Annotated in this window: 13 protein-coding genes; 4 read left to right on the forward strand and 9 right to left on the reverse strand. The window is 62.8% G+C overall.

The window, feature by feature from the left end; genetic code table 11:
• Positions 1-16: 16 nt before the first annotated feature.
• The 4 genes from ccoP to ccoN are packed head-to-tail and all read right to left on the reverse strand — an operon-like array spanning position 17 to position 3206.
• Positions 17-952 carry a cytochrome-c oxidase, cbb3-type subunit III gene (gene ccoP / locus J5M56_RS21905; RefSeq protein ID WP_207937781.1) on the reverse strand — a complete coding sequence of 312 codons (936 nt, stop codon included), beginning with the start codon at positions 950-952 and terminating at the stop codon, positions 17-19.
• Positions 949-1155, reverse strand: coding sequence for a cbb3-type cytochrome c oxidase subunit 3 (locus J5M56_RS21910; protein WP_060479562.1), 207 nt, complete (start codon positions 1153-1155; stop codon positions 949-951). Before J5M56_RS21910 ends, ccoP begins: the two co-directional genes overlap by 4 nt.
• Before the next feature lie 4 nt (positions 1156-1159).
• Positions 1160-1768 carry a cytochrome-c oxidase, cbb3-type subunit II gene (gene ccoO, locus J5M56_RS21915; protein WP_060479563.1) on the reverse strand — a complete coding sequence of 203 codons (609 nt, stop codon included), beginning with the start codon at positions 1766-1768 and terminating at the stop codon, positions 1160-1162.
• A 13-nt stretch (positions 1769-1781) separates the two neighbouring features.
• Positions 1782-3206, reverse strand: a complete 1425-nt coding sequence (gene ccoN, locus J5M56_RS21920; RefSeq protein ID WP_186478447.1) for a cytochrome-c oxidase, cbb3-type subunit I — start codon at positions 3204-3206, stop codon at positions 1782-1784.
• A 51-nt stretch (positions 3207-3257) separates the two neighbouring features.
• Here ccoN and J5M56_RS21925 point away from each other — a divergent pair, with 51 nt between their 5' ends.
• A complete protein-coding gene (locus J5M56_RS21925; RefSeq protein WP_186478446.1) occupies positions 3258-3956 on the forward strand; it encodes an alpha/beta family hydrolase in 699 nt (232 codons plus the stop codon).
• A 90-nt stretch (positions 3957-4046) separates the two neighbouring features.
• Here the strand turns inward: J5M56_RS21925 and J5M56_RS21930 are convergent, their stop codons facing one another.
• A complete protein-coding gene (locus J5M56_RS21930; protein WP_060479566.1) occupies positions 4047-4331 on the reverse strand; it encodes a pyrimidine/purine nucleoside phosphorylase in 285 nt (94 codons plus the stop codon).
• Positions 4332-4407: 76 nt separating this feature from the next.
• Positions 4408-4959 (reverse strand): exonuclease domain-containing protein, encoded by a 552-nt coding sequence (locus J5M56_RS21935; RefSeq protein WP_207937782.1) that lies wholly within the window; start codon positions 4957-4959, stop codon positions 4408-4410.
• 163 nt (positions 4960-5122) lie between these two features.
• On the opposite strand from J5M56_RS21935, the gene J5M56_RS21940 reads away from it, so the two are divergent.
• Positions 5123-5923 carry an ABC transporter substrate-binding protein gene (locus J5M56_RS21940; RefSeq protein ID WP_060479568.1) on the forward strand — a complete coding sequence of 267 codons (801 nt, stop codon included), beginning with the start codon at positions 5123-5125 and terminating at the stop codon, positions 5921-5923.
• Positions 5924-5988: 65 nt separating this feature from the next.
• Positions 5989-7002: a GNAT family N-acetyltransferase gene (locus tag J5M56_RS21945; protein ID WP_207937792.1), complete on the forward strand. Its 1014-nt coding sequence runs from the start codon at positions 5989-5991 to the stop codon at positions 7000-7002.
• A gap of 113 nt (positions 7003-7115) precedes the next feature.
• Here the strand turns inward: J5M56_RS21945 and J5M56_RS21950 are convergent, their stop codons facing one another.
• A complete protein-coding gene (locus tag J5M56_RS21950) occupies positions 7116-7646 on the reverse strand; it encodes an RNA polymerase factor sigma-70 (RefSeq protein ID WP_186478444.1) in 531 nt (176 codons plus the stop codon).
• A 291-nt stretch (positions 7647-7937) separates the two neighbouring features.
• On the opposite strand from J5M56_RS21950, the gene J5M56_RS21955 reads away from it, so the two are divergent.
• A complete protein-coding gene (locus tag J5M56_RS21955; RefSeq protein WP_207937783.1) occupies positions 7938-20879 on the forward strand; it encodes a non-ribosomal peptide synthetase in 12942 nt (4313 codons plus the stop codon).
• 40 nt (positions 20880-20919) lie between these two features.
• Here the strand turns inward: J5M56_RS21955 and J5M56_RS21960 are convergent, their stop codons facing one another.
• The gene (locus J5M56_RS21960; protein WP_207937784.1) at positions 20920-21630 is read right to left on the reverse strand and encodes an ATP-binding cassette domain-containing protein; all 711 of its coding nucleotides are present in this window, start codon (positions 21628-21630) and stop codon (positions 20920-20922) included.
• Complete coding sequence (locus J5M56_RS21965; protein WP_207937785.1) at positions 21631-22389, reverse strand: hypothetical protein; 759 nt, start codon at positions 22387-22389, stop codon at positions 21631-21633.
• Positions 22390-22430: the final 41 nt, after the last annotated feature.

The raw sequence follows: 22430 nt of genomic DNA on the forward strand, positions 1-22430 counted from the left end.
GGACGGCCCCGAGGTGTTACTGGGCGGAGAGCGATACAGCAGGCTGCGACAGGCTATACACATAAGCTGCCAGCAAGTGCACCTTGTCATTGCCTTGAATGTCCGCCTGGGCCGGCATCTGCCCTTGGCGGCCGTAGCGAATGGTCTGCTGCAACTGGGCAAAGCTCGAACCATAGATGAACGCCTGCGGGTGGGTAAGGTTCGGCGCTCCCATGGCAGGTGTGCCTTTGCCCTCTGGCCCATGGCAGGCCACGCAATTGCCGGCGAAGATTTCCTTGCCCTTGACCGGGTCGGCCTTGACCCCTTCGGGCAGGCTGCGGCCGTCCAGGTTGGTCAGCACGAAGGCGGCAACATCGGCCACGCCCTGATCACCGATTACCTCCACCCATGCAGGCATGACGCCGTGGCGGCCGTTCATGATCGAGGCCTTGATGGTTTCAGGATCACCGCCCCAGCGCCAGTCCTGGTCGGTCAGGTTGGGGAAGCCATACGCCCCTTTGGCATCCGAGCCGTGGCACACCGAGCAGTTGGAGGCGAACAGGCGGCTGCCCATTTTCAGGGCTTGTGGGTCCTTGGCGACCTCCTCGACCGGCATCGCGGCGTACTTGGCGAAGATCGGGCCGAACTTTGCGTCGGCCTTTTCCATTTCCTTTTGCCATTCATTGGCGCCGGTCCAGCCATTTTCATAGCCAGGCAGGATGCCTTTCCAGTTGCCCAGGCCCGGATACAGCACCAAGTAGCCGGCGCCGAACATCAACGTGCCAACGAACAGCCAGAACCACCATTTGGGCAGCGGATTGTCGTATTCCTCGATGCCATCGAAACTGTGCCCCATGGTCTGGTCAGTGGTGCTGTTGCTCTGGCCCTTGCGGGTCGACAACAGCAGCCACGCCAGGCCGATCAGGCTGCCGAGGGTCAGTACGCTGATATAGGTACTCCAAAAGGTGCTCATTGCGCTTTGCTCCTCACAGCCGCAGTCTTGGCAGCAGGTTCCTGCCCGGCAGGGGGCAGGCGGTCGTCGACGAAGGGCAGCAGGCGCGCTTCGGCGAAATCATGGTCGCGGCGACGGTTGAATACCCACAGCGACAGGCCAATGAAGGCGACCATCACCACCAAGGTGCCCAGGCCACGGATCATGCCGATATCGATTTCCATGGGGTTACCTCTTGTTCTTGATAGCGGTGCCCAGCACCTGCAAGTAGGCGACCAGGGCGTCCATCTCGGTCTTGCCTTTGACCGCGTCACGGGCCCCGGCAATGTCCTGGTCGGTGTATGGCACGCCCAGTGTGCGCAGGGTGCGCATCTTGGTGTCGGTGTGGCTGTTGTCGACCTTTGCGGCCACCAGCCAGGGGTAGGCCGGCATCTTCGACTCCGGTACCACGTTGCGCGGGTTGTACAGGTGCGCACGGTGCCAGTCGTCAGAGTAGCGGCCGCCGACGCGGGCCAGGTCCGGCCCGGTACGCTTGGAGCCCCACAGGAATGGGTGGTCCCAGACACTCTCACCGGCCACCGAATAATGGCCATAGCGTTCGGTTTCGGCGCGGAACGGTCGGATCATCTGCGAATGGCAGCCAACGCAGCCTTCGCGGATGTAGATATCGCGGCCTTCCAGTTGCAGCGCGGTGTAAGGTTTCATGCCCTCGACCGGCTTGTTGGTAACGTCCTGGAAGAACAACGGGACGATCTGGGTCAGGCCGCCGATGCTCACGGCGAACACCATCAGCAGGGCCAAGAGGCCTACGTTTTTCTCGATGACTTCATGTTTCATCAGGCAGGTCTCCTCAAGCCAGCTGGGCATTCGCAGGGGCGGCGGCGAGCGCTGGCGAACGCACGGTACGCCAGGTGTTCCAGGCCATCAGGAACATGCCGCTGAGGAAAATGGCGCCGCCGACGAAGCGCACGATGAACCCTGGGTGGCTGGCCACCAGGGTTTCCACGAACGAGTAGGTCAGCGTGCCGTCGCTGTTTACCGCACGCCACATCAGCCCTTGGGCGATGCCGTTGACCCACATCGAGGCGATGTACAGCACGGTGCCGATGGTCGCCAACCAGAAGTGCGCGTTGATCAGGCCGATGCTGTGCATCTGCTGTTTGCCGAATACTTTCGGGAGGGTGTGATACAGCGCGCCAATGGAAATCATCGCCACCCAGCCCAAGGCGCCGGCATGTACGTGGCCAATGGTCCAGTCGGTGTAGTGGGACAGGGCGTTGACCGTCTTGATGGCCATCATCGGGCCTTCGAACGTGGACATGCCGTAGAACGCCAGCGACACCACCAGAAAACGCAGGATCGGGTCGCTGCGCAGTTTGTGCCAGGCGCCCGAGAGGGTCATCATGCCGTTGATCATGCCGCCCCAGCTTGGCGCCAGCAGGATCAGCGACATCACCATGCCCAGCGACTGTGCCCAGTCTGGCAGGGCGGTGTAGTGCAGGTGGTGCGGGCCGGCCCAGATGTAGAGCGTGATCAGCGCCCAGAAGTGGACGATGGACAGGCGATAGGAATACACCGGGCGCTCGGCCTGTTTGGGCACGTAGTAGTACATCATGCCCAGAAAGCCTGCCGTGAGGAAAAAGCCCACGGCATTGTGGCCGTACCACCATTGCACCATGGCGTCGGTGGCCCCGGCGTAGATCGAGTAAGACTTGGTCAGGCTGACCGGCAATTCCAGGTTGTTGACGATGTGCAGCATCGCTACGGTGAGGATGAACGCCCCGAAGAACCAGTTGCCCACATAGATGTGCTTGGTGTTGCGCTTGATCAGCGTGCCGAAGAACACGATGGCGTAGCTCACCCAGACGATGGTGATCAGAATGTCGATCGGCCATTCCAGCTCGGCATATTCTTTGGAGCTGGTGTAGCCCAGCGGCAGGGTAATGGCTGCCAGCAGGATCACCAATTGCCACCCCCAGAAGGTGAACGCCGCCAGGCCCGGCGCGAAGAGGGTGGTCTGGCAGGTGCGTTGCACCGAATAATAGGAGGTCGCGAACAGCGCACAGCCGCCGAAGGCGAAGATCACTGCATTGGTATGCAGGGGACGCAGGCGGCCGAAGCTGGTCCAGGGGAGGTCGAAGTTCAGGGAAGGCCAGGCGAGCTGGGCGGCGATGAATACGCCGAGCCCCATCCCGACGATTCCCCACACCACCGTCATGATGGCGAATTGGCGGACCACCTTGTAGTTATAGGCGGTACTGCTGGTTGTGTTCATGTATGGGTTCCCATCCACGGTTATTTTGGCAGGCTTTACAGCGAGGCAAGCATGAGTAATGGGCGTAGTGCCTGTATTGACGGGGATCAATGGGGGCAGGTTGGAAATGTCCCAGGCTTGCACTGCGACCCACCACTCGATGGCGGTCGCAGTGATGAATCGGTGTGCCTGATTCTGGCTCATGGTGCCGGCGCACCGATGGACAGCGACTTCATGAACGACATGGCGCAAAGGCTGGCGGCGCTTGGGGTCGGGGTCGTGCGCTTCGAGTTCCCCTATATGGCCCAGAGGCGTAGCGGCGGTGGCAAGCGGCCGCCCAACCCGCAGGCGGTTTTGCTGGACTGCTGGCGCCACGTTTATCAGCAGGTGCGACCATTGGTCACGGGCAGGCTGGCCATTGGCGGCAAGTCGATGGGCGGGCGCATGGCGAGCTTGCTGGCCGACGAGTTGGGAGCCGATGCACTGGTGTGCCTGGGGTATCCATTCTATGCCGTGGGCAAACCCCTCAAGCCCAGGGTCGAGCACCTGGCCGCGCTCAAGACGCGCACGCTGATCATGCAGGGCGAGCGGGATGCGCTGGGTAATCGTGAAGCTGTTGGGGGGTATGCGCTGTCACCGTCGATACAGGTGAGCTGGCTGGTGGCGGGGGATCACGACTTGAAGCCGCTGAAGGCTTCCGGGTTCAGCCATGCGCAGCACATGCAGGCAGCGGCCGAAAAAGTGGCGGATTTCCTGAAGGGGCGGGGCTGAAGGCTTCGCAAGTGAACCGGCTGCTACAGGATTGCTGCGATCGCCTGTAGAAGCCGGTTCACCCGCGAAAAGGCCAGTGCAGGCCGGCGCTTAGTCGCGGTATTCGCACAGGTAGGCGGTATCGACTTTCACCTGCAGCTGGAACTTGCTGTCGGCCGGCACGTTGAATTTGTCGCCAGCCTTGAAGGTTTCCCAGTTGTCGCTACCTGGCAGCTTCACGGTCAGGGCGCCGGAAACCACATGCATGATTTCGCGCTTGGCGGTGCCGAACTCGTATTCGCCCGGGGCCATCACACCCACGGTGGCAGGGCCTTCTTCGCCAGTGAAGGCGACCGACTTGACGCTGCCGTTGAAGTACTCATTGACCTGGAACATGGGGCGACTCCTGAAAGAATAGGGGTGAAAAAGGGCTGGCCAGTATGCCCAAGCCCTTTGCCCCCGTCATCTGCTTTCAGGGGCCATTGGCCGGCAGGCTCAAGGGCAGCAGGCGGGCGGTATTGCGCGCGTCTTCCAGGGCGCGGTGCTGCTGCCCACAGAAGTGCATGCCCGCCAGTTGCAGCGCGCCATTGAGCCCGGTCGGGCGCTGCAGATGGCGGGCCTTGGCGAAGCGCTGCTTGAGGTTGATGTGCGGCAGTTCGCGCAACAGGCTGTCGAGCGCATGCTGGTGCCACTCCTGCAGCAGTTGCTGGCGGTCGTAATCACCCCAGCTGACCCAGGCCTGCAGTTGCCCACGATGGTGCTCCAGCCAGCGCTCGAAACGCCCCCACACCTCGGGGAAGGCTGCGGCACTGTCGATCTCGGCCTGGCTGATGTGCGTCAGCTCCCGGCAGAACGAGGTCAGCTGCGGCCGCCGCCGGGGCCGCACGAAGCGCTGGAAGTGGTCCACTTCGCGGCCTTCGCGGGTCACCAGGCTGGCGCCGATTTCAATGATTTCCATCTCCGTGACCGGCCAGCCACCATCATCGGTGGTGGCTTCCAGGTCGATCACCAACCAATGGCCCATACCAGGCTCCCTCGCCATACATGCCAAAGCAGCGTAGCCAATGTCTGGCTACATAGCATCCACTGGCAAAATGCCCTCACTTTGGCGCAACCAGCAGTTGTGCCGTATCGGGAAAACGCCTAGCTTAAGCGCATCCAGGTAAGAACCGTTAAGAGTGTCCGCTTTGACTCCCGCGCCCAGCCTGAAGGCAATTGCAACACTGTTGATGCTGGCTGCAACTTGGCTGGCAGAGCCAGCATGGGCTGGCGACGCTATCGATGTGAAGATTGGCGCCGCACATTTCCCGCCCTATACCGTCCGCCCGGAACAAGGCGCCGATACCGGTCTGCTGCCGCAGCTGGTCGAGGCCTTGAATCGCCTGCAGCAAGACTACCGCTTTGTGCTGGTGCCCACGTCCATTCAGCGGCGCTTTGGGGACTTCCAGCAGGCACGCACCGATATGGCGATTTTCGAGAACCCCGAATGGGGCTGGCAGCAAATTCCCCATCAGACGGTGGACATGGGCCTTGAGGATGCCGAAGTGTTCGTCGCCAGCCAAGCCAACGCCGGTGATCAGCACTACTTCGATAGCCTCGCAGGCAAGCGGCTGGCGCTGTTCAACGGTTACCACTACGCCTTCGCCAACTTCAACCCTGACCCCAATTACCTGCGCAAGGCTTACAACGCGACGCTGACCTACTCACACGACAGCAACCTGCTCATGGTCCAGGCCGGGCGCTCCGACATCGCCTTGGTGACGCGCTCGTACCTGAGTGACTTCCTTGCCCGCAACCCTGAAAGCGTCAGTCAGCTAGTCGCCTCGCAGCGCGTCGATCAGGTCTATCACCACTACGCATTGCTTCGCCCTGATGCCCCCATCGGCGATCGCCAGTTCGCCAAACTGATGCGCGACTTGCGTGACTCGGGTGAACTGGCGCGGATTTTCCGGCCCTACCGGATCATCGTCACCACCCCGAGCGACTAAATTCCCCTGGCACCGGCACGTCCTGAGCAGTGAGCCTTTCTTTCATCTTGCCGTGAGCCATGACCATGCCCTTCGATGCCGCTTCGCAGCCTTTGTCCTTACCCCGTTGGCACACCCTTAAGGCCGAGGAGGGCGATGGCTGGCTGCGCCTGAACCTCGATGGCAGGCCTCTGATCCAGCTGCACCTGGAGCCAGGCGACACCCTGCACGCCCATGTGCGTTCGCTGTGCCAGGAGCGAGCTATGCAGGCGCTGTGGGCTGCCTGCTATTGGCTGCTGTCGCGTGACCCCACGCGCCAGCGCCTGGCTTTGCACACTGTGGCCTGTGTGCCTGAAGCATTGGCCAGCGGCCTGTTGCTGGCCACCGAGCAGCCAGGCGTATTGTTGTGCGAGCGTGCATCGTTCTGGCAGTTGCCGCAGCCGTGGCTGGGCACTGCGACAGGTGACGCCTACCCGCAACTCATGCAGCTCAGCGATGGCAAGCGCCACCCGCGCCGGCCACCCAAGCCGCGTGGCGAGGTGTATCGCAGGTTCGATGCACGCCTGGGCGCATGGGTATCGCTGCGCACCTTGGAAATCGACCAGGACGTGGAACGGTTCAATCGCTGGCAGAACAACCCGCGGGTGGAGAAGTTCTGGCAGGAGGCAGGCTCGTTGGAGCAGCACCGGGAGTACTTGGCCAAGCTTGAGGCCGACCCCCACGCCCTAACCCTGATCGGTTGTTTCGATGACCAACCGTTCGCCTACTTCGAAGCGTACTGGGCCAAGGAAGACCGCATCGCGCCGTTCTACGCAGCGGGTGATTACGACCGGGGCATTCACATGCTGGTGGGAGAAGAAGCGCACCGCGGCCCGCACAAAGTCGCCAGCTGGTTATCGGCGCTGGTGCACTATCTGTTCCTGGATGATCCTCGTACCCAGCGCGTGGTGGCAGAGCCGCGTGCCGACAACGGCAGGATGATCGGCTACATGCATGACCAGTGCTTTCATTGCGAAAAAGAGTTCGATTTTCCTCACAAGCGCGCGGCGCTGATGATCCTGGGGCGAGAGCGGTTCTTCGATCACTGCAAGCTGGCTTGATTTCGCGCCGCCTGCTTGGCGGCTGAAGCCGCTCCTACAGGTTGGCGCCTAGGGCAAAACCCGCGCAGGCCTGATGGAGCGGATGTACCCGCGAGCACGCCAGCGCCGCTGCTTCAGGCCTGCCGGTTGCTGGTCTTGCGGCAATGCACCAAAGCATCGCGGATCATGAAGTTGACCAAAGTGGGCGATACCCCCAGCTCCTTGGCAATGTCTTTCTGCGGCACGCCATGCAGGCGGTACATCTCGAACGCGTAACGGGTGCGCTGAGGTAGCTCGCTGAGCGCCTCGGCGATGTGCTCCAGCGCCGCCAGGTTGATATGCGTAGCTTCAGGAGAGGCATTGGGAATGACCACGTTCAGGCCTTCTTCTTCGCTACCCGAATACTTCAGCTCCATGGCCTGCTTGCGGTAATGGTCGATGGCCAGATTGCGCACGATCTGGAACAGATAGCTGAGCTGCGCCTTGAACGAGGAAGTGATCTGTGGGGCGGCGCTAAGCCGGAAAAAGGCATCTTGCACCACGTCTTCGGCGCGCGAGCGACAGCCGGTGATGCGGGCTGCGATCTTGACCAGAATGCTGCGGTTGTCGACGAATGCCTGGAGCAGGGGTGAATCGCACTTACTTGTGGATAGTTGTTCCGCCATGGAAATCACCTTGTCTCGGAGGGGAAGGAGCCCACCCAGGGGGGGGGCTGCCTACGACGTGCGACAAGCTATTCATAATGATAATGATTGTCAAATACGAAAGTTAATGAGTTTCTATTAGTTTCAGTTCTAAGCCGATCCGCGTGATGCAGTTCACCCTCTGCCGCCACTTAAGGCGCTAATTTCCTGACGCGCCCATCCGTTCACCTGTGTACATCCGGCCGCTGCAGCTGCCCGCCGACCCAATGCGTGGCAGCCAGCCCGACTCACCAGACACTGGCAGGAACCCCCATGACGGACGCCTTCGAACTCCCGCTCTCGCTGGTCCAGGCCCTGGCGCAACGCGCCGCGCTGACCCCGGATCGCATCGCCCTGCGTTTTCTGGCCGACACCCCAGGCGAGCAGGCCGTGCTCAGCTATCGCGACCTGGATACCCGTGCGCGCACCATCGCTACGGCGTTGCAGGCCCGTGCCGGGTTTGCCGAGCGGGCGGTGCTGCTGTTCCCCAGTGGCCCAGATTACGTCGCGGCGTTCTTCGGTTGCCTGTACGCTGGCATCATTGCCGTGCCTGCCTATCCACCAGAGTCCTCACGCACCCATCACCAAGAGCGCCTGGTGTCGATCATCGATGATGCCGAGCCGCGCCTGTTGCTGACCGTCTCGGCGTTGCACGACAGTCTGCTAGGGCTTGAGGCGTTGAGCGGCGACAAGGCCCCCGAGCTGCTGGCGGTGGATCAGCTGGACCCGGCCTTGGCCGATGGCTGGCAGGCACCTGTGTTGCAGGCCGATGACATCGCTTTCCTGCAATACACCTCCGGCTCGACCGCGCTGCCCAAAGGCGTGCAGGTAAGCCACGGCAATCTGGTGGCCAACGAGCAGTTGATCCGCGCGGGCTTTGGCATTGACCTCAACCCTGACGATGTGATCGTCAGCTGGCTGCCGCTGTACCACGACATGGGTCTTATCGGCGGGCTGCTGCAGCCGATTTTCAGTGGCGTGCCCTGTGTGCTGATGTCGCCGAGCTACTTCCTGGCTCGGCCGCTGCGCTGGTTGCAGGCGATCAGCGAGTACGGCGGCACCATCAGCGGCGGGCCGGATTTTGCCTACCGGCTGTGCAGCGAACGGGTCAGCGAGGCTGGCCTGGCCGGGCTGGATCTGAGCCGCTGGCGGGTGGCGTATTCCGGTTCCGAGCCTATCCGTCAGGACAGCCTGGCTAGCTTTGCCGAGCGCTTCGCCGCGTGCGGTTTTCAGCCGAGCAGCTTCTTTGCCAGCTATGGCTTGGCCGAAGCCACCTTGTTCGTCAGTGGCAGCCGACGCGGCCAAGGTATCGGTGCCTTGGCGCTGGACGCCGAGGCGCTCGCCGCCAACCGCGCCGAAGCCGGCAATGGCAGCGTGCTGATGAGCTGCGGCTACCCCCAGCCGGGCCATGGGGTGCGCATCGTCGAGCCACAGCACCTTAAGGTGCTGGCCGACAACCATGTGGGGGAGATCTGGGCAAGTGGGCCGAGCATCGCCCTGGGCTACTGGCGCAACCCAGAAGCCACGGCGCGCACCTTCGTGCAGATGGATGGCCAGACCTGGCTGCGTACCGGTGACCTTGGCTTCATGCGTGAGGGTGAGGTATTCGTCACAGGGCGTCTGAAGGACATGCTGATCGTTCGCGGCCAGAACCTGTACCCGCAAGACGTGGAGAAGACCCTTGAGCGTGAGGTAGAAGGCCTGCGCAAGGGGCGCGTGGCGGTATTTGCCGTGACTGATCAGGGCGAGGAGGGTATCGGCGTAGCGGTGGAGGTCAGCCGCAACGTGCAGCGGGCTGTCGAACCCCAGGCATTGATCAAATCATTGCGCCACGTCATCGCCGATGCCTGTCGCCAGGCGCCGGCCGTGGTTCTGCTGCTCAACCCAGGCGCTCTGCCAAAGACCTCCAGTGGCAAGCTGCAGCGCTCGGCCTGCCGGCTGCGTATGCTTGATGGCACCCTTGACTGCTATGCACGCTTCCCGATGGCTGCCGAGCCATCTGCTTGCGCGGCGCCGAGCGACGAAGTGCAGGAGCGTGTCGCCGGCATCTGGCGCGAAGTGCTCAAGGTCCAAGCCGTTGCCGCTGACGATCACTTCCTGCTGCTGGGCGGCAATTCCATCGCCGCCACCCAAGTCACTGCACGCCTGGCCGAAGAGCTGGCGATCGAGCTGAGCCTACGGACCTTATTCGAAGCTCCAACGCTAGCCGAGTACAGCGCACGCGTAGCGGCCATGCTCGGCAGAGGTGCTGGTGCCCCCGGCGCCATCGCTGCACTGAGCCGGACACAGGCGTTGCCACAGTCGTTGGCACAGAACCGTTTGTGGCTGACCTGGCAACTTCAACCGCAGTCTGCGGCCTACAACATTCCCGCTGGGCTGCGCCTGCGCGGTGAACTGGATGAAGCTGCACTTGAGGGCGCTTTCCAGGCGCTGGTGGACCGTCACGAAGCGCTGCGCACGGTATTCAGCGAGCAAGATGGCCAGGCCTTGCAGCGCGTTTTGCCAGCTCATCCGTTCACTTTGCAGCGCCTGGACTTGCGAGGCGTGGAAGCTGAGCGGGTTGCCACGCGCCGGGAGCAGGAGGCCATGCAACCCTTCGATCTGACCCAAGGGCCATTGTTGCGGGTGACCTTGGTGCATTTGGATGACGAAGACCACCAGCTTTGGGTGACCTTGCATCACATCGTTGCCGATGGCTGGTCGCTGAACATTCTGCTCGACGAGTTCGCCAAACTGTATGCCGCCCGTTGCCAGGGCCTGGACGCCAAGCTGGCGCCGTTGACCCTGGGCTATGCCGACTACGGCACCTGGCAGCGTCAATGGCTGGCCGCGGGCGAGGGTGAGCGCCAGCTGGCGCACTGGAAAGCCGCCTTGGGCGAAACCTCGCCAGTGCTCGACCTGCACCCGGACCTGCCGCGCTCCAGCCTGCGTGAGCACCGTGCCGAGCGGCTGAGCGTGAAAGTGCCGGCCAAGCTGGGCGATGCCCTCAAGGGCCTGGCGCGCGAACAGCAGACCAGCCTGTTCATGGTCCTGCTGGCTGCCTGGCAATGCCTGTTGCACCGCTATACCGGCCAGGGTGACATCCGCGTTGGCGTGCCCAACGCCAACCGCCCGCGCCAGCAAACCCAAGGCATGGTCGGTTTCTTCATCAACACTCAGGTACTGCGAGCGCAGCTCAATGGCCGCCTGCCGTTCACGCAGTTGCTGGCCCAGGTGCGCGGTGCGACCCTCGACGCCCAGGCCAACCAGGACCTGCCGTTCGAGCAGTTGCTCGAAGCCCTGCCTCAAGCGCGGGAGCAGGGCCTGTTCCAGGTCATGTTCAACCACCAGCAGCGCGACCTGTCGGCCTTGCGCCGCCTGCCTGGCCTGTTGGCCGAGGAGCTGCCGTGGCACAGTCGCGAAGCCAAGTTCGACCTGCAATTGCACAGTGAAGAGGACCACCAGGGCCGCCTGAGCCTGGCTTTCGACTATGCCGCCGAGTTGTTCGAAGCCAGCACCGTCGAGCGTCTGGCCCAGCACCTGCTGGCACTGCTCGAGCAAGTCTGTGCCCAGCCGCACCTGCCGTTGGGCGACGTTCAACTGCTGGATGAGCAGGCTCGCCAGCAACTGCTGGCCTGGGGTGAAGCACCTGCGCCGACCCCGCAGCGCCTGCTGGTCGAGCAGCTCAACGAACAGGCCCGGTTGACCCCGGAGCGCACCGCACTGGTCTGGGAGGGCGGCAGCCTCAGCTACGCCGAGTTGCATCAGCAGGCCAACCGCCTGGCGCATTATCTGCGCGATAAAGGCGTCGGCCCCGACACTTGCGTGGCCATCGCCGTTGAGCGGTCGCCACAATTACTGGTCGGCCTGCTGGCCATCCTCAAGGCTGGCGGCGCCTATGTGCCGCTGGATGTCGATTATCCGGCTGAGCGCCTGGCGTATATGCTTGGCGATTGCCAGGCCAGCCTATTGCTCAGCCACAGCAGCCTGCTCGGCACATTGCCGCAGCTCGATGGCGTCAGTGCCATCGCCCTCGACCAACTGCACCTGGACAGCTGGCCAAGCCAGGCACCGGGCCTGCATTTGCACGGCGACAATCTGGCCTACGTGATCTACACCTCCGGCTCCACTGGCCAGCCCAAAGGCGTGGGCAACACCCATGCGGCACTGGCAGAACGCTTGCAGTGGATGCAGGCCTGCTATGCGCTCGATGACAGCGACGTACTGATGCAGAAGGCGCCGATCAGCTTCGACGTATCGGTATGGGAATGCTTCTGGCCGCTGGTCGTTGGTTGCAAGCTGGTACTGGCCGGCCCCGGCGAGCACCGCGACCCGCAGCGCATCGCTGCGCTGGTGCAGGCCCATGGCGTGACCACGCTGCACTTCGTGCCGCCGCTACTGCAAGTGTTCGTCCAGGAGCCCCAGGTGCTCGCCTGTAACAGCCTGCGCCGCGTGTTCTCGGGCGGCGAAGCACTGTCTGCCGCCTTGCGCGACCGCGTGTTGCAAGTGCTACCGCAGGTGCAACTGCACAACCGCTATGGCCCGACCGAAACCGCCATCAACGTCACCCACTGGCACTGCCAGGTGGCCGATGGCGAGCGCTCGCCCATCGGCCGCCCGTTGGGCAATGTGCTGTGCCGCGTGCTGGACGATGAGCTGGAGCTGACGGCCCCCGGCGTACCGGGCGAGCTGTACCTCGGTGGCGCAGGCCTGGCCCGTGGCTATCTGGGCCGCCCAGGCCTTACTGCCGAACGCTTCGTGCCCCAGGCCGACGGTAATGGCGAACGCCTCTACCGCAGCGGCGACCGCGCCCGCTGGCAGGTTCAGCTTGAGGCCCTGGAGTACCTTGGTCGCCTCGACCAGCAGGTGAAGGTGCGCGGCTTCCGTGTCGAGCCTGAAGAAGTACAGGCCTGCCTGTTGGCCCAGGCCGGTGTCGAGCAGGCACTGGTACTGATTCACAAGGATGCCGTCGGCGCGCAACTGGTCGGCTACTACAGCGGCAATGCTCAGCCCGCCGAGTTGCTGGCGGTGCTGGCTGAACAACTGCCCGCCTACATGGTACCGGCGCAACTCACTGCGCTGGCACAGATGCCACTGGGCCCCAGCGGCAAAGTCGACCGCAAGGCGCTGCCGGCCCCGGTGTGGCAACAACGCGGACACGTCGAGCCAAAAACCGAACTGCAACAGCAGGTCGCTGCCATTTGGCGTGAGGTGCTGAACCTGCCGCGTGTCGGCCTGCAGGACGACTTTTTCGCCCTGGGCGGACACTCGCTGCTGGCCACCCAGATCGTCTCCCGCAGCCGCCAGGCTTGTGACGTCGAGCTGCCGCTCAAGGCCTTGTTTGAAGCCAGCGAGCTCGGCGCGTTCTGTGCCCAGATCGCACGCATCCGCGCCGCCGGCGAGCGCAACCTGCAAGGCGAAATCGAGCGTGTCGACCGCCGTCAGGCCGTGCCGTTGTCGTATTCGCAGCAGCGCATGTGGTTCCTCTGGCAAATGGAGCCGGACAGCCCGGCCTACAACGTCGGCGGCATGGCGCGCCTGCGCGGTACCCTACATGTAGACGCCTTCGAGCGTGCATTGCAGGCGCTGATCGTGCGCCACGAAACCCTGCGCACCACCTTCCCAAGCATCGATGGCGTGCCCTACCAATGCGTGTTTGACAACAGTGGCCTGCAGCTGGACTGGCAGGACTTCAGTGCCTTGCCACCCGATACCCGTCAACAGCGCTTGCAACAACTGGCCGATGACCAGGCCCACCAGCCATTCGATCTGGAGCAAGGCCCGCTGCTGCGCGCCTGCCTGGCCAAGACCCAGGACCGTGAGCACTTCTTCGTGCTGACCTTGCACCACATCGTCACCGAAGGCTGGGCCATGGACATCTTCGCCCGCGAACTGGGCGAGCTCTATGAAGCCTTCGTCGATGACCGCGATTCGCCCTTGGCGCCGCTGCCGGTGCAATACCTGGACTACAGCGTGTGGCAACGACAATGGCTGGAAAGCGGTGAGGGCGCGCGCCAGTTGGCCTACTGGAAGAACCGCCTGGGTGATGAACACCCGGTACTGGCACTGCCCACAGACCGCCCGCGTCCAGCAGTGCAAAGCCATCGTGGCGCGCTGTACCGTTTCGACCTGGACCCAGCGCTAGTCGCCCGCGTGCACGCTTTCAACAACGAGCGTGGGCTGACCCTGTTCATGACCATGACCGCCACGCTGGCTGCAATGCTGCACCGTTACAGTGGCCAACGTGACCTGCGCATCGGCGCCCCGGTGGCCAACCGCATCCGCCCGGAAAGCGAAGGCCTGATCGGCGCCTTCCTCAACACCCAGGTATTGCGCTGCGAAGTGGACGGGCAAATGACGGCTGGCGCGTTGCTGGAGCAGGTACGCCAGGCCGCCATCGAGGGCCAGTCGCACCAGGACCTGCCGTTCGACCAGTTGGTGGAGGCCCTGCAGCCTCCGCGCAGCAGCGCTTACAATCCGCTGTTCCAGGTGATGTGCAACGTGCAGCGCTGGGCCTTCCAGCAGAGCCGGACACTGGCCGGCATGCAGGTGGATTACCTAGTCAACGACGCCAGCGCCACCAAGTTCGACCTGTACCTGGAGGTCACTGACCTGGATGGTCGCCTGGGCTGCTGCCTGACCTACAGCCGCGACCTGTTCGACGAGCCGCGCATTGCCCGTATGGCCGAGCATTGGCAACAGCTGCTGGCGGGGCTGCTCGACAATCCGCAGCAGAGGCTGTGCGAGCTGCCGATGTTGGCGGTTGCCGAACAGCAGGTACTGATCGGCCAGTTGCAGGGTGAGCAGGACATGCCCCTCGACCAGACAATTCACGGCCTGTTCGCCGCCCAAGCTGCGCGTACCCCGCACGCCGGGGCGCTGACCTTCGCTGGCCAGCACCTGACCTATGCCGAACTCGACCGGCAGGCCAACCGCCTGGCCCGGGCGCTGCGCGAGCGGGGAGTCGGCCCACAAGTGCGCGTAGGCCTAGCACTGGAGCGCTCGCTGGAAATGGTGGTCGGCCTGCTGGCCATCCTCAAGGCCGGTGGCGCCTATGTGCCGCTGGACCCTGAATACCCGCTCGACCGTTTGCGTTACATGATCGAAGACAGCCGCATCGGCCTGCTGCTGAGCCAGCAAGCGTTGCTCGAAACTCTTGGCGAGCTGCCTGCCGGTGTGGCCCGCTGGAGCCTGGAAGCCGATGCGGCGAAGCTGTCGGCCTTCAGCGATACGCCCCTGGACAACCTCAACCTGCCGCAACATCAGGCCTACCTGATCTACACCTCTGGTTCCACCGGCAAGCCCAAGGGGGTGGTGGTCAGCCACGGGGAAATCGCCATGCACTGCCAGGCAGTGATCGAAGCCTTTGGCATGCGCAGTGATGACTGCGAGCTGCACTTCTACTCGATCAACTTCGACGCCGCCAGTGAGCGTCTGCTGGTGCCGTTGTTGTGTGGCGCCCGTGTGGTGCTGCGTGCCCAAGGCCAGTGGGGTGCTGAAGACATCTGCCAACTGGTGCGCGAGCAGCAGGTGAGCGTGCTCGGCTTCACCCCCAGCTATGGCAGCCAGTTGGCCCAGTACCTGGCCGGGCAGGGCGAGCAACTGCCGGTGCGGCTGGTGATCACGGGCGGCGAGGCATTGACTGGCGAGCATCTGCAGCGTATTCGCCAAGCCTTCGCCCCGCAGCAGTTCTTCAACGCCTATGGCCCCACCGAAACCGTGGTCATGCCGCTGGCGTGCCTGGCGCCTCAGAGCATGCCTGAGGATGCAGGCAGTGTGCCGATCGGCCAAGTGATCGGTGCCCGTACGGCGTACATTCTCGATCAAGACCTGGCCTTGCTGCCGCAAGGGGGCATCGGCGAGCTCTATATCGGTGGTGCCGGCCTGGCCCAGGGCTACCACGACCGCCCTGGCCTGAGTGCCGAGCGCTTTGTCGCCGACCCGTTCAGCCGGGACGGCGGGCGCCTGTACCGCACGGGCGACCTGGTACGCCTGCGTGCCGATGGCTTGGTGGAGTACGTAGGTCGCGCCGACCAGCAGGTGAAGATTCGTGGCTTCCGCATCGAGCTGGGCGAAATCGAAAGCCGCCTGCAAGCGCATGCCGATGTCGACGAGGCAGTGGTTCTGGCCCTGGACCTGACGGGCGGCAAGCAACTGGTCGGTTACCTGGTGTGCAAACAGGCCGCTGCCGACAGCCAAGCGCAGGCCAGGCTGCGTGAAGCGGTCAAGGCCGATGCGCGTCAGCATCTGCCGGACTACATGGTGCCCGCGCATTGGGTACTGCTCGAAAGCCTGCCGCTGATGGGCAATGGCAAGCTCGACCGCCGCGCATTGCCAGCACCGGACCTGGAGCAGGCCCGCCAGCATTACCAGGCCCCGGCCAATGAGCTGGAGCAGCAATTGGCGCAAATCTGGCGCGAGGTGCTCAACGCTTCGCAGGTCGGTGTGCAGGACAACTTCTTCGAGCTGGGCGGCGACTCGATCCTGTCGATTCAGGTGGTCAGCCGCGCGCGTCAATTGGGCCTGCAATTCACCCCTCGCGACCTGTTCCAACACCAGACCATCCAGACCCTGGCCAGCGTAGTCAGCCGCAGCGAAACGCCGAGCAGCATCGAGCAAGGGCCACGCACTGGGCGCAGCGGCCTTACGCCGATCCAGCACTGGTTCTTCGACGGCGACCTGCCGCACCCCCAGCACTGGAACCAGGCAGTGCTGCTTCAGGTACGCGAGCCGCTGGATCACGCCAGATTCGAGCAAGCATTGGCCGGCCTGGTGGCTCACCATGACAGCCTGCGTCTGCGCTTCAGTCAACGCCAGGCCGTTTTTGCCGTGCCGTCTGCCGAGCAGCTGCTGTGGACGGCTACAGTGGCCGATTTCGCTGACTGCCAGGCGCTGTACACCGACGTGCAACGCAGCCTGAACCTGGAACAAGGCCCGCTGCTGCGCGCCTTGCTGGCCACCGACGGGCATGGCGCGCAGCGCCTGCTGCTGGTGATCCACCACTTGGTGGTCGATGGTGTGTCCTGGCGTGTGTTGCTCGAAGATCTGCAGGCGCTTTACCGTGGTCAGCCGCTACCGGCCAAGACCCACGCCATGGCTGACTGGGCCGCGCGACTTGCCAGCTACGCCGGCAGTGATTCGCTACGCGACGAACTGGGGTGGTGGCAAGGCCAGCTTGGCGGCGTGCGCCAGGAACTGCCCTGCGATCACCCACAGGGTGGCAACCTGAATCGGCATGCCGACACCCTGGCCATTGGCCTGGACGTTGAGCAGACCCGGCAATTGCTGCAGCAGGCGCCGGCGGCTTACCACACCCAGGTCAACGATCTGCTGCTGACTGCGCTGGCCCGCACGCTGTGCCGCTGGAGCGGTGATCAGCAAGTACTGATACAGCTGGAAGGTCACGGCCGTGATGGCCTGTTCGAAGACATGGACCTGACCCGCAGCGTCGGCTGGTTCACCAATGCCTACCCGCTGCGCCTGCACCCACAGGCCGGTGACGACGATGCTGCGCGAGCCACTTCGCTCAAACGCATCAAAGAGCAATTGCGTGAGGTGCCACACAAGGGGCTGGGCTACGGCGTGCTGCGCTACCTGGGCGATGCGGCCAGCCGCGAGCGCCTTGCGGCGCTGCCCCAGGCGCGCATCACCTTCAACTACCTGGGCCAGTTCGACCAGCAGTTCGACGAGGCAGCCTTGTTCCTGCCGTTGGATGCCCCCGCCGGGTTGGCTCATGATCTGGATGCGCCGTTGCCCAACTGGCTCAGTGTCGATGGCCAGGTCTACGGCGGTGCCCTGCAACTGCGTTGGACCTACAGCCGTGAACGCTACGACGCGCGAACCATCGCGCAGTTGGCCGAGGCCTACCGCCAGGAACTGCTGGCACTCATCGACCACTGCCTGGTCGATGGCAATGGCAGCTTCACGCCATCGGACTTCCCTCTGGCCCATCTGACCCAGGCGCAGATCGATGCACTGCCCGTGCCTGCTGGCCAAATTGAAGATGTCTATCCGCTGACGCCGATGCAGGAGGGCATGCTGCTGCATACCCTGCTGGAACCGGGCACTGGTTTGTATTACATGCAGGACCGCTACCGCATCAACAGCGCCCTGGACCCTGAGCGTTTCGCCAAGGCCTGGCAAGCCGTGGTGGCACGGCATGAAGCGTTGCGCGCATCGTTCAGCTGGAACGCCGGCCAGACGATGCTGCAGATCATCCACAAGCCGGGCAACACCCCGGTGGACTATCAGGACTGGCGCGGCCTCGATGAGGCGGCCCAGGAGGCGCGCCTGCAAGCCTTGCACAAGCAGGAGCGGGAGGCGGGCTTTGCCCTGCTGCAGGAGGCGCCGTTCCACCTGCGCCTGGTGCGGGTCGCTGACGAGCGCTACTGGTTCATGATGAGCAACCACCACATCCTCATCGATGCCTGGTGCCGTTCACTGTTGATGAACGATTTCTTCGTGTTGTACCAGGCGCTGGGCGAAGGCCGCCAGGCGCAGTTGCCGGTGCCGCCGCGCTATCGCGACTATATCGGTTGGCTGCAACGTCAGGACATGGACCAGGCACGCGCCTGGTGGCAGGCCAACCTGGCCGGCTTCGAGCGCGCCACGGCGCTGCCCAGCGACCGTCCGCTGCGCAACGACCACGCCGGTGACGGCATGGTGGTAGGCGACTGCTACACGCGCCTGCAGATCAGCGACGGAGTGCGCCTGCGTGAACTGGCACAGGCTCACCAACTGACCATCAATACGTTCGCCCAGGCGGCCTGGGCGCTCGTGCTGTCGCGCTACAGTGGCGATCGTGACGTCGCCTTCGGCGTGACCGTAGCCGGGCGCCCGGTGAGCATGCCGCAAATGCAGCGTACGGTTGGCCTGTTCATCAACAGTATCGCCTTGCGTGTGCAACTGCCCGAGCCTGGCCAGCGCTGCACAGTGCGCCAGTGGTTGCACGGCGTACTCGAGCGCAACATGGAACTGCGCGAGTACGAGTACCTGCCGTTGGTGGCGATTCAGGAGTGCAGCGAGCTGCCCAAGGGGCAACCGCTGTTCAACAGCCTGTTCGTGTTCGAGAATGCGCCGGTTGAAACTGCGGTGCTCGACCATGCCCAGCACCTCAATGCCAGCTCCGACTCGGGCCGTACACACACCAACTTCCCGCTGACGGCGGTGTGCTATCCAGGCGATGACCTGGGGCTGCACCTGTCGTTCGACCAGCGCTACTTCGACTACGCCACCGTCGAGCGCTTGCTGGCCGAGTTCAAGCGCCTGCTGCTGGCCCTGGTGCAGGGCTTCGAGGGGCAGATGAGTGAGTTGCCATTACTGGGCGAGGAGGAACAGCGCTTGCTGCTGGAAAGCTGCAACCGCACCCAGCGTGACTACCCCTTGGCGCAAAGCTATGTGGCCCTGTTCGAAGCGCAGGTCGCTGCCCATCCTGAGCGCATCGTAGCCCGTTGCCTGGACGCATCCTATGACTATGCCGGGCTGAACCAGGCGGCCAACCGCCTCGGCCACGCCTTGGTCGCGACCGGTGTGGCCGTCGACCAGCCGGTTGCCTTGCTGGCCGAGCGCGGCTTACCGTTGCTGGGCATGATCGTCGGCAGCTTCAAGGCCGGCGCCGGCTACCTGCCTCTGGATCCAAGCCTGCCGTCGGCGCGCCTGCAGCGCATCGTCGAGCTCAGCCGCACGCCGGTATTGGTGTGTAGCGCGGGCTGCGCCGCGCAGGCTCGCCAGTTACTGGATGAGCTGGTCGATGTGCCACGGCCGCAGTTGCTGGTGTGGGAAGAGGTGCAGGGCAGCAGCATCGCCAGCCACAACCCAGGCATTCACAGTGGGCCGGACAACCTGGCCTACGTGATCTACACCTCCGGGTCCACCGGGCTGCCCAAGGGTGTGATGGTCGAGCAGCGCGGCATGCTCAACAACCAGTTGAGCAAGGTGCCGTACCTGGCGTTGAGCGCGCACGACGTGATCGCCCAGACCGCATCGCAAAGCTTCGACATCTCGGTTTGGCAGTTCCTGGCCGCGCCGTTGTTCGGAGCCAGGGTGCAGATCGTGCCCAACGCCATCGCCCATGACCCACACGCATTGCTGGCCCACGTGCAGGCCACTGGCATCACCGTCCTGGAAAGCGTGCCTTCGCTGATCCAAGGCATGCTGGCCAACGACCACCAGGCGCTCGATGGCCTGCGCTGGATGTTGCCCACCGGCGAGGCGATGCCGCCGGAGCTGGCGGCGCAATGGCTGCGACGTTACCCGCAGATAGGCCTGGTGAACGCCTACGGGCCGGCTGAGTGCTCCGACGACGTGGCCTTCTTCCGGGTCGACAGCGAATCGACCCGTGGCAGCTACCTGCCCATCGGCACACCGACTGACAACAACCGCCTTTACCTGTACGGCGATGATCAGGCCCTGGTGCCCCTGGGGGCAGTGGGCGAGTTGTGCGTTGCCGGCACCGGCGTGGGCCGCGGCTATGTTGGCGATCCGGCGCGCACGGCACTGGCCTTTATCCCGCATCCGCACGGAGCGCCTGGCGAGCGCCTGTACCGTACCGGGGACCTGGCCCGGCAGCGCCCGAACGGAGTGTTCGAATATGTCGGGCGTATCGACCACCAAGTGAAGATTCGCGGCTACCGCATCGAACTGGGTGAGATCGAGGCGCGCCTGCACGAGCAGGCCGAGGTTCGCGATGCAGCAGTGGGGGTACAAGAAGGCCCCAACGGCAAGCATTTGGTTGGCTACCTGGTAGCCCATCAGGACGTCGAGGCCGATGGGGCACTGCTGGAACAGGTCAGACAGCGCCTGCGTGCACAGCTCCCGGACTACATGGTGCCACTGCACTGGGCCTGGTTCGCCAGCCTGCCCCACAACGCCAACGGCAAGCTCGACCGCAAGGCATTGCCTGCCATCGAGATAGGTGCCCAGCACAGCCAGGCGTACCTGGCGCCGCGCGATGAACTGGAAGGGGTACTAGCCGCTATTTGGGCCGATGTGCTCAAATCCGAGCGGGTAGGTGTGCGAGACAACTTCTTCGAACTGGGCGGGCATTCGCTGCTGGCCACGCAGATTGCCTCGCGTGTGCAGAAGCAGTTGCAGTTGAACGTGCCGCTGCGAGCGATGTTCGAGTGCAGCACGGTGGAGGAGTTGGCCGAGTATGTGCGTGGATTGCAGGGGCGTGAGGTGGATGAGGCGAAGATTGATCGGCTGAGTGACCTGATGGCCGAGCTGGAGGGCTTGTAACGTTATCGGCGAGACGGTGCTGGCTATGCCGGAAAATTTGTCAGTCCCCATGCACGGAGGCTTTTATGAATGCTTCATCGAGTGATGAAGCATCATAAAGCGCCATGAATTGCGCGCCGCTGGCGAAACTCTTGAGCTGTCGATTTGCGAGCAAGTAGAAACGATCGCAATTTGCCGCAATTTCTTCGGTGTAGTGCGATGACACCAACACGCTTGCGCCCTCCTGACGTGCGCTGTGGATGGCAAGCCATATGAAATGTCGAAACTCAGCGTCAACGCCTGCTGTGGGTTCATCGAGGATAATCAACTCACTTTGTAGCAGCAGGAGCGTCAGCGTGAAGAAGCTGCGGACCTCACCATAACTGCAATGAGCCACTTTTTTTTGGGATATGGAGTTATACCGCTTGTAAAGTGACGGTGACCATTTAGTCAAACGGGCTGAGATTTCGCTCTGGCTGGGCGAGGCATCTGAACTCAAATGCCTGATGAGTTCGCCCGTTTCGTTCATGCGCAGGAGAGGGGGTGGTGTCAGGATTTGCGTAAGATAAGCCTGTCGCCGTGCTGCATTGATGATTTTTCCGCTCGAAGGTGTTTTCAATCTGCAGATGAGATCAAATAGCGTGGTTTTGCCGGCGCCGTTACTGCCCAGGATGCCTATCAGTTCGCCAGCTTCGAGGTTGAGGCAGATATTGTTCAGCAGCGACAGGTCGTCATAGTTGAAGCACAGATTTTCCAGGTTGAGAATGTTCACTTAGTACCTACTCCAAACTGGCTGAATTCTGAAGTTTCGTCCCGTGAGATAAAGCCCGGTTAGCAAACCGCTAAGCGCTATCAAGAAGCATGCGAGCAAGGGCGCTTCATGGGTGAAAATTTTGCTGCTCAGGAGCAGGGGGTTGAAAGAAAGCACGCCATGAGGTGTAGAGTTTGCCTGCGTATTTCCCACGTACCCAGAGAGCAGCATGAGAAACGAGAGCAGTGAAAACAACGTGCTGGCAGTGTCGAATTTGATAGGCAGTGAGGCGACTACCAATCCAATGCAACTGAATATAAGGAAGCTGGTGTAAAAGCATGCGCTCAGGTAGATCAATTCCAGTGCCTGATAATCACCATAGGGAAGTTTGGTGGCTAAATAGAAGACTCCTGCATAAATCAGGCTGACTGTGGAGTAACTAAGGAAGTGCGCTGCCAGGAAGCGTGCAATGGCACCGCGTTGGTAAATGAAGGATCTCGTGAAGCCGCTTTCTCTTCTGCCGATCAGGTAAAAGCTGAATCCAAAAAAAGCAACGTTTGCTGAAATGTAGGAGAGGAACCATGAGGCCCGGGCGATGTAAAAATCGATTTGGGCCAGCTCTGCTTCAGTGTGATTCTGCGTTAGTAAAAAAAGAATGCAAGGCGCTATGGCGGACCACATCACAGAAGTGGGCTCTCGAAGATGTTCCAGGGTCAGGATACGCGTGATGCCTAGAATCTTCTTGGTATTGAGCAGGATAAGTGTCGAGTAATTTTTCATGGGAAGGCCGCTCGCAGTGGTCGAGGGAGATCTGACGCGCG

This window comes from Pseudomonas sp. 51_B, from assembly GCF_017491595.1.
GTDB classification, from domain to species: domain Bacteria; phylum Pseudomonadota; class Gammaproteobacteria; order Pseudomonadales; family Pseudomonadaceae; genus Aquipseudomonas; species Aquipseudomonas promysalinigenes.

Excerpts from the sequence above, each read along its gene's own strand:
- J5M56_RS21930 (WP_060479566.1), bottom strand. The coding sequence starts at position 4,331 with ATGTTCCAGGTCAATGAGTACTTCAACGGCAGCGTCAAGTCGGTCGCC.
- J5M56_RS21950 (WP_186478444.1), bottom strand. The coding sequence starts at position 7,646 with ATGGCGGAACAACTATCCACAAGTAAGTGCGATTCACCCCTGCTCCAG.
- J5M56_RS21935 (WP_207937782.1), bottom strand. The coding sequence starts at position 4,959 with ATGGGCCATTGGTTGGTGATCGACCTGGAAGCCACCACCGATGATGGT.
- J5M56_RS21955 (WP_207937783.1), top strand. The coding sequence starts at position 7,938 with ATGACGGACGCCTTCGAACTCCCGCTCTCGCTGGTCCAGGCCCTGGCG.
- ccoO (WP_060479563.1), bottom strand. The coding sequence starts at position 1,768 with ATGAAACATGAAGTCATCGAGAAAAACGTAGGCCTCTTGGCCCTGCTG.
- ccoN (WP_186478447.1), bottom strand. The coding sequence starts at position 3,206 with ATGAACACAACCAGCAGTACCGCCTATAACTACAAGGTGGTCCGCCAA.
- ccoP (WP_207937781.1), bottom strand. The coding sequence starts at position 952 with ATGAGCACCTTTTGGAGTACCTATATCAGCGTACTGACCCTCGGCAGC.
- J5M56_RS21945 (WP_207937792.1), top strand. The coding sequence starts at position 5,989 with ATGCCCTTCGATGCCGCTTCGCAGCCTTTGTCCTTACCCCGTTGGCAC.
- J5M56_RS21925 (WP_186478446.1), top strand. The coding sequence starts at position 3,258 with ATGAGTAATGGGCGTAGTGCCTGTATTGACGGGGATCAATGGGGGCAG.
- J5M56_RS21910 (WP_060479562.1), bottom strand. The coding sequence starts at position 1,155 with ATGGAAATCGATATCGGCATGATCCGTGGCCTGGGCACCTTGGTGGTG.
- J5M56_RS21965 (WP_207937785.1), bottom strand. The coding sequence starts at position 22,389 with ATGAAAAATTACTCGACACTTATCCTGCTCAATACCAAGAAGATTCTA.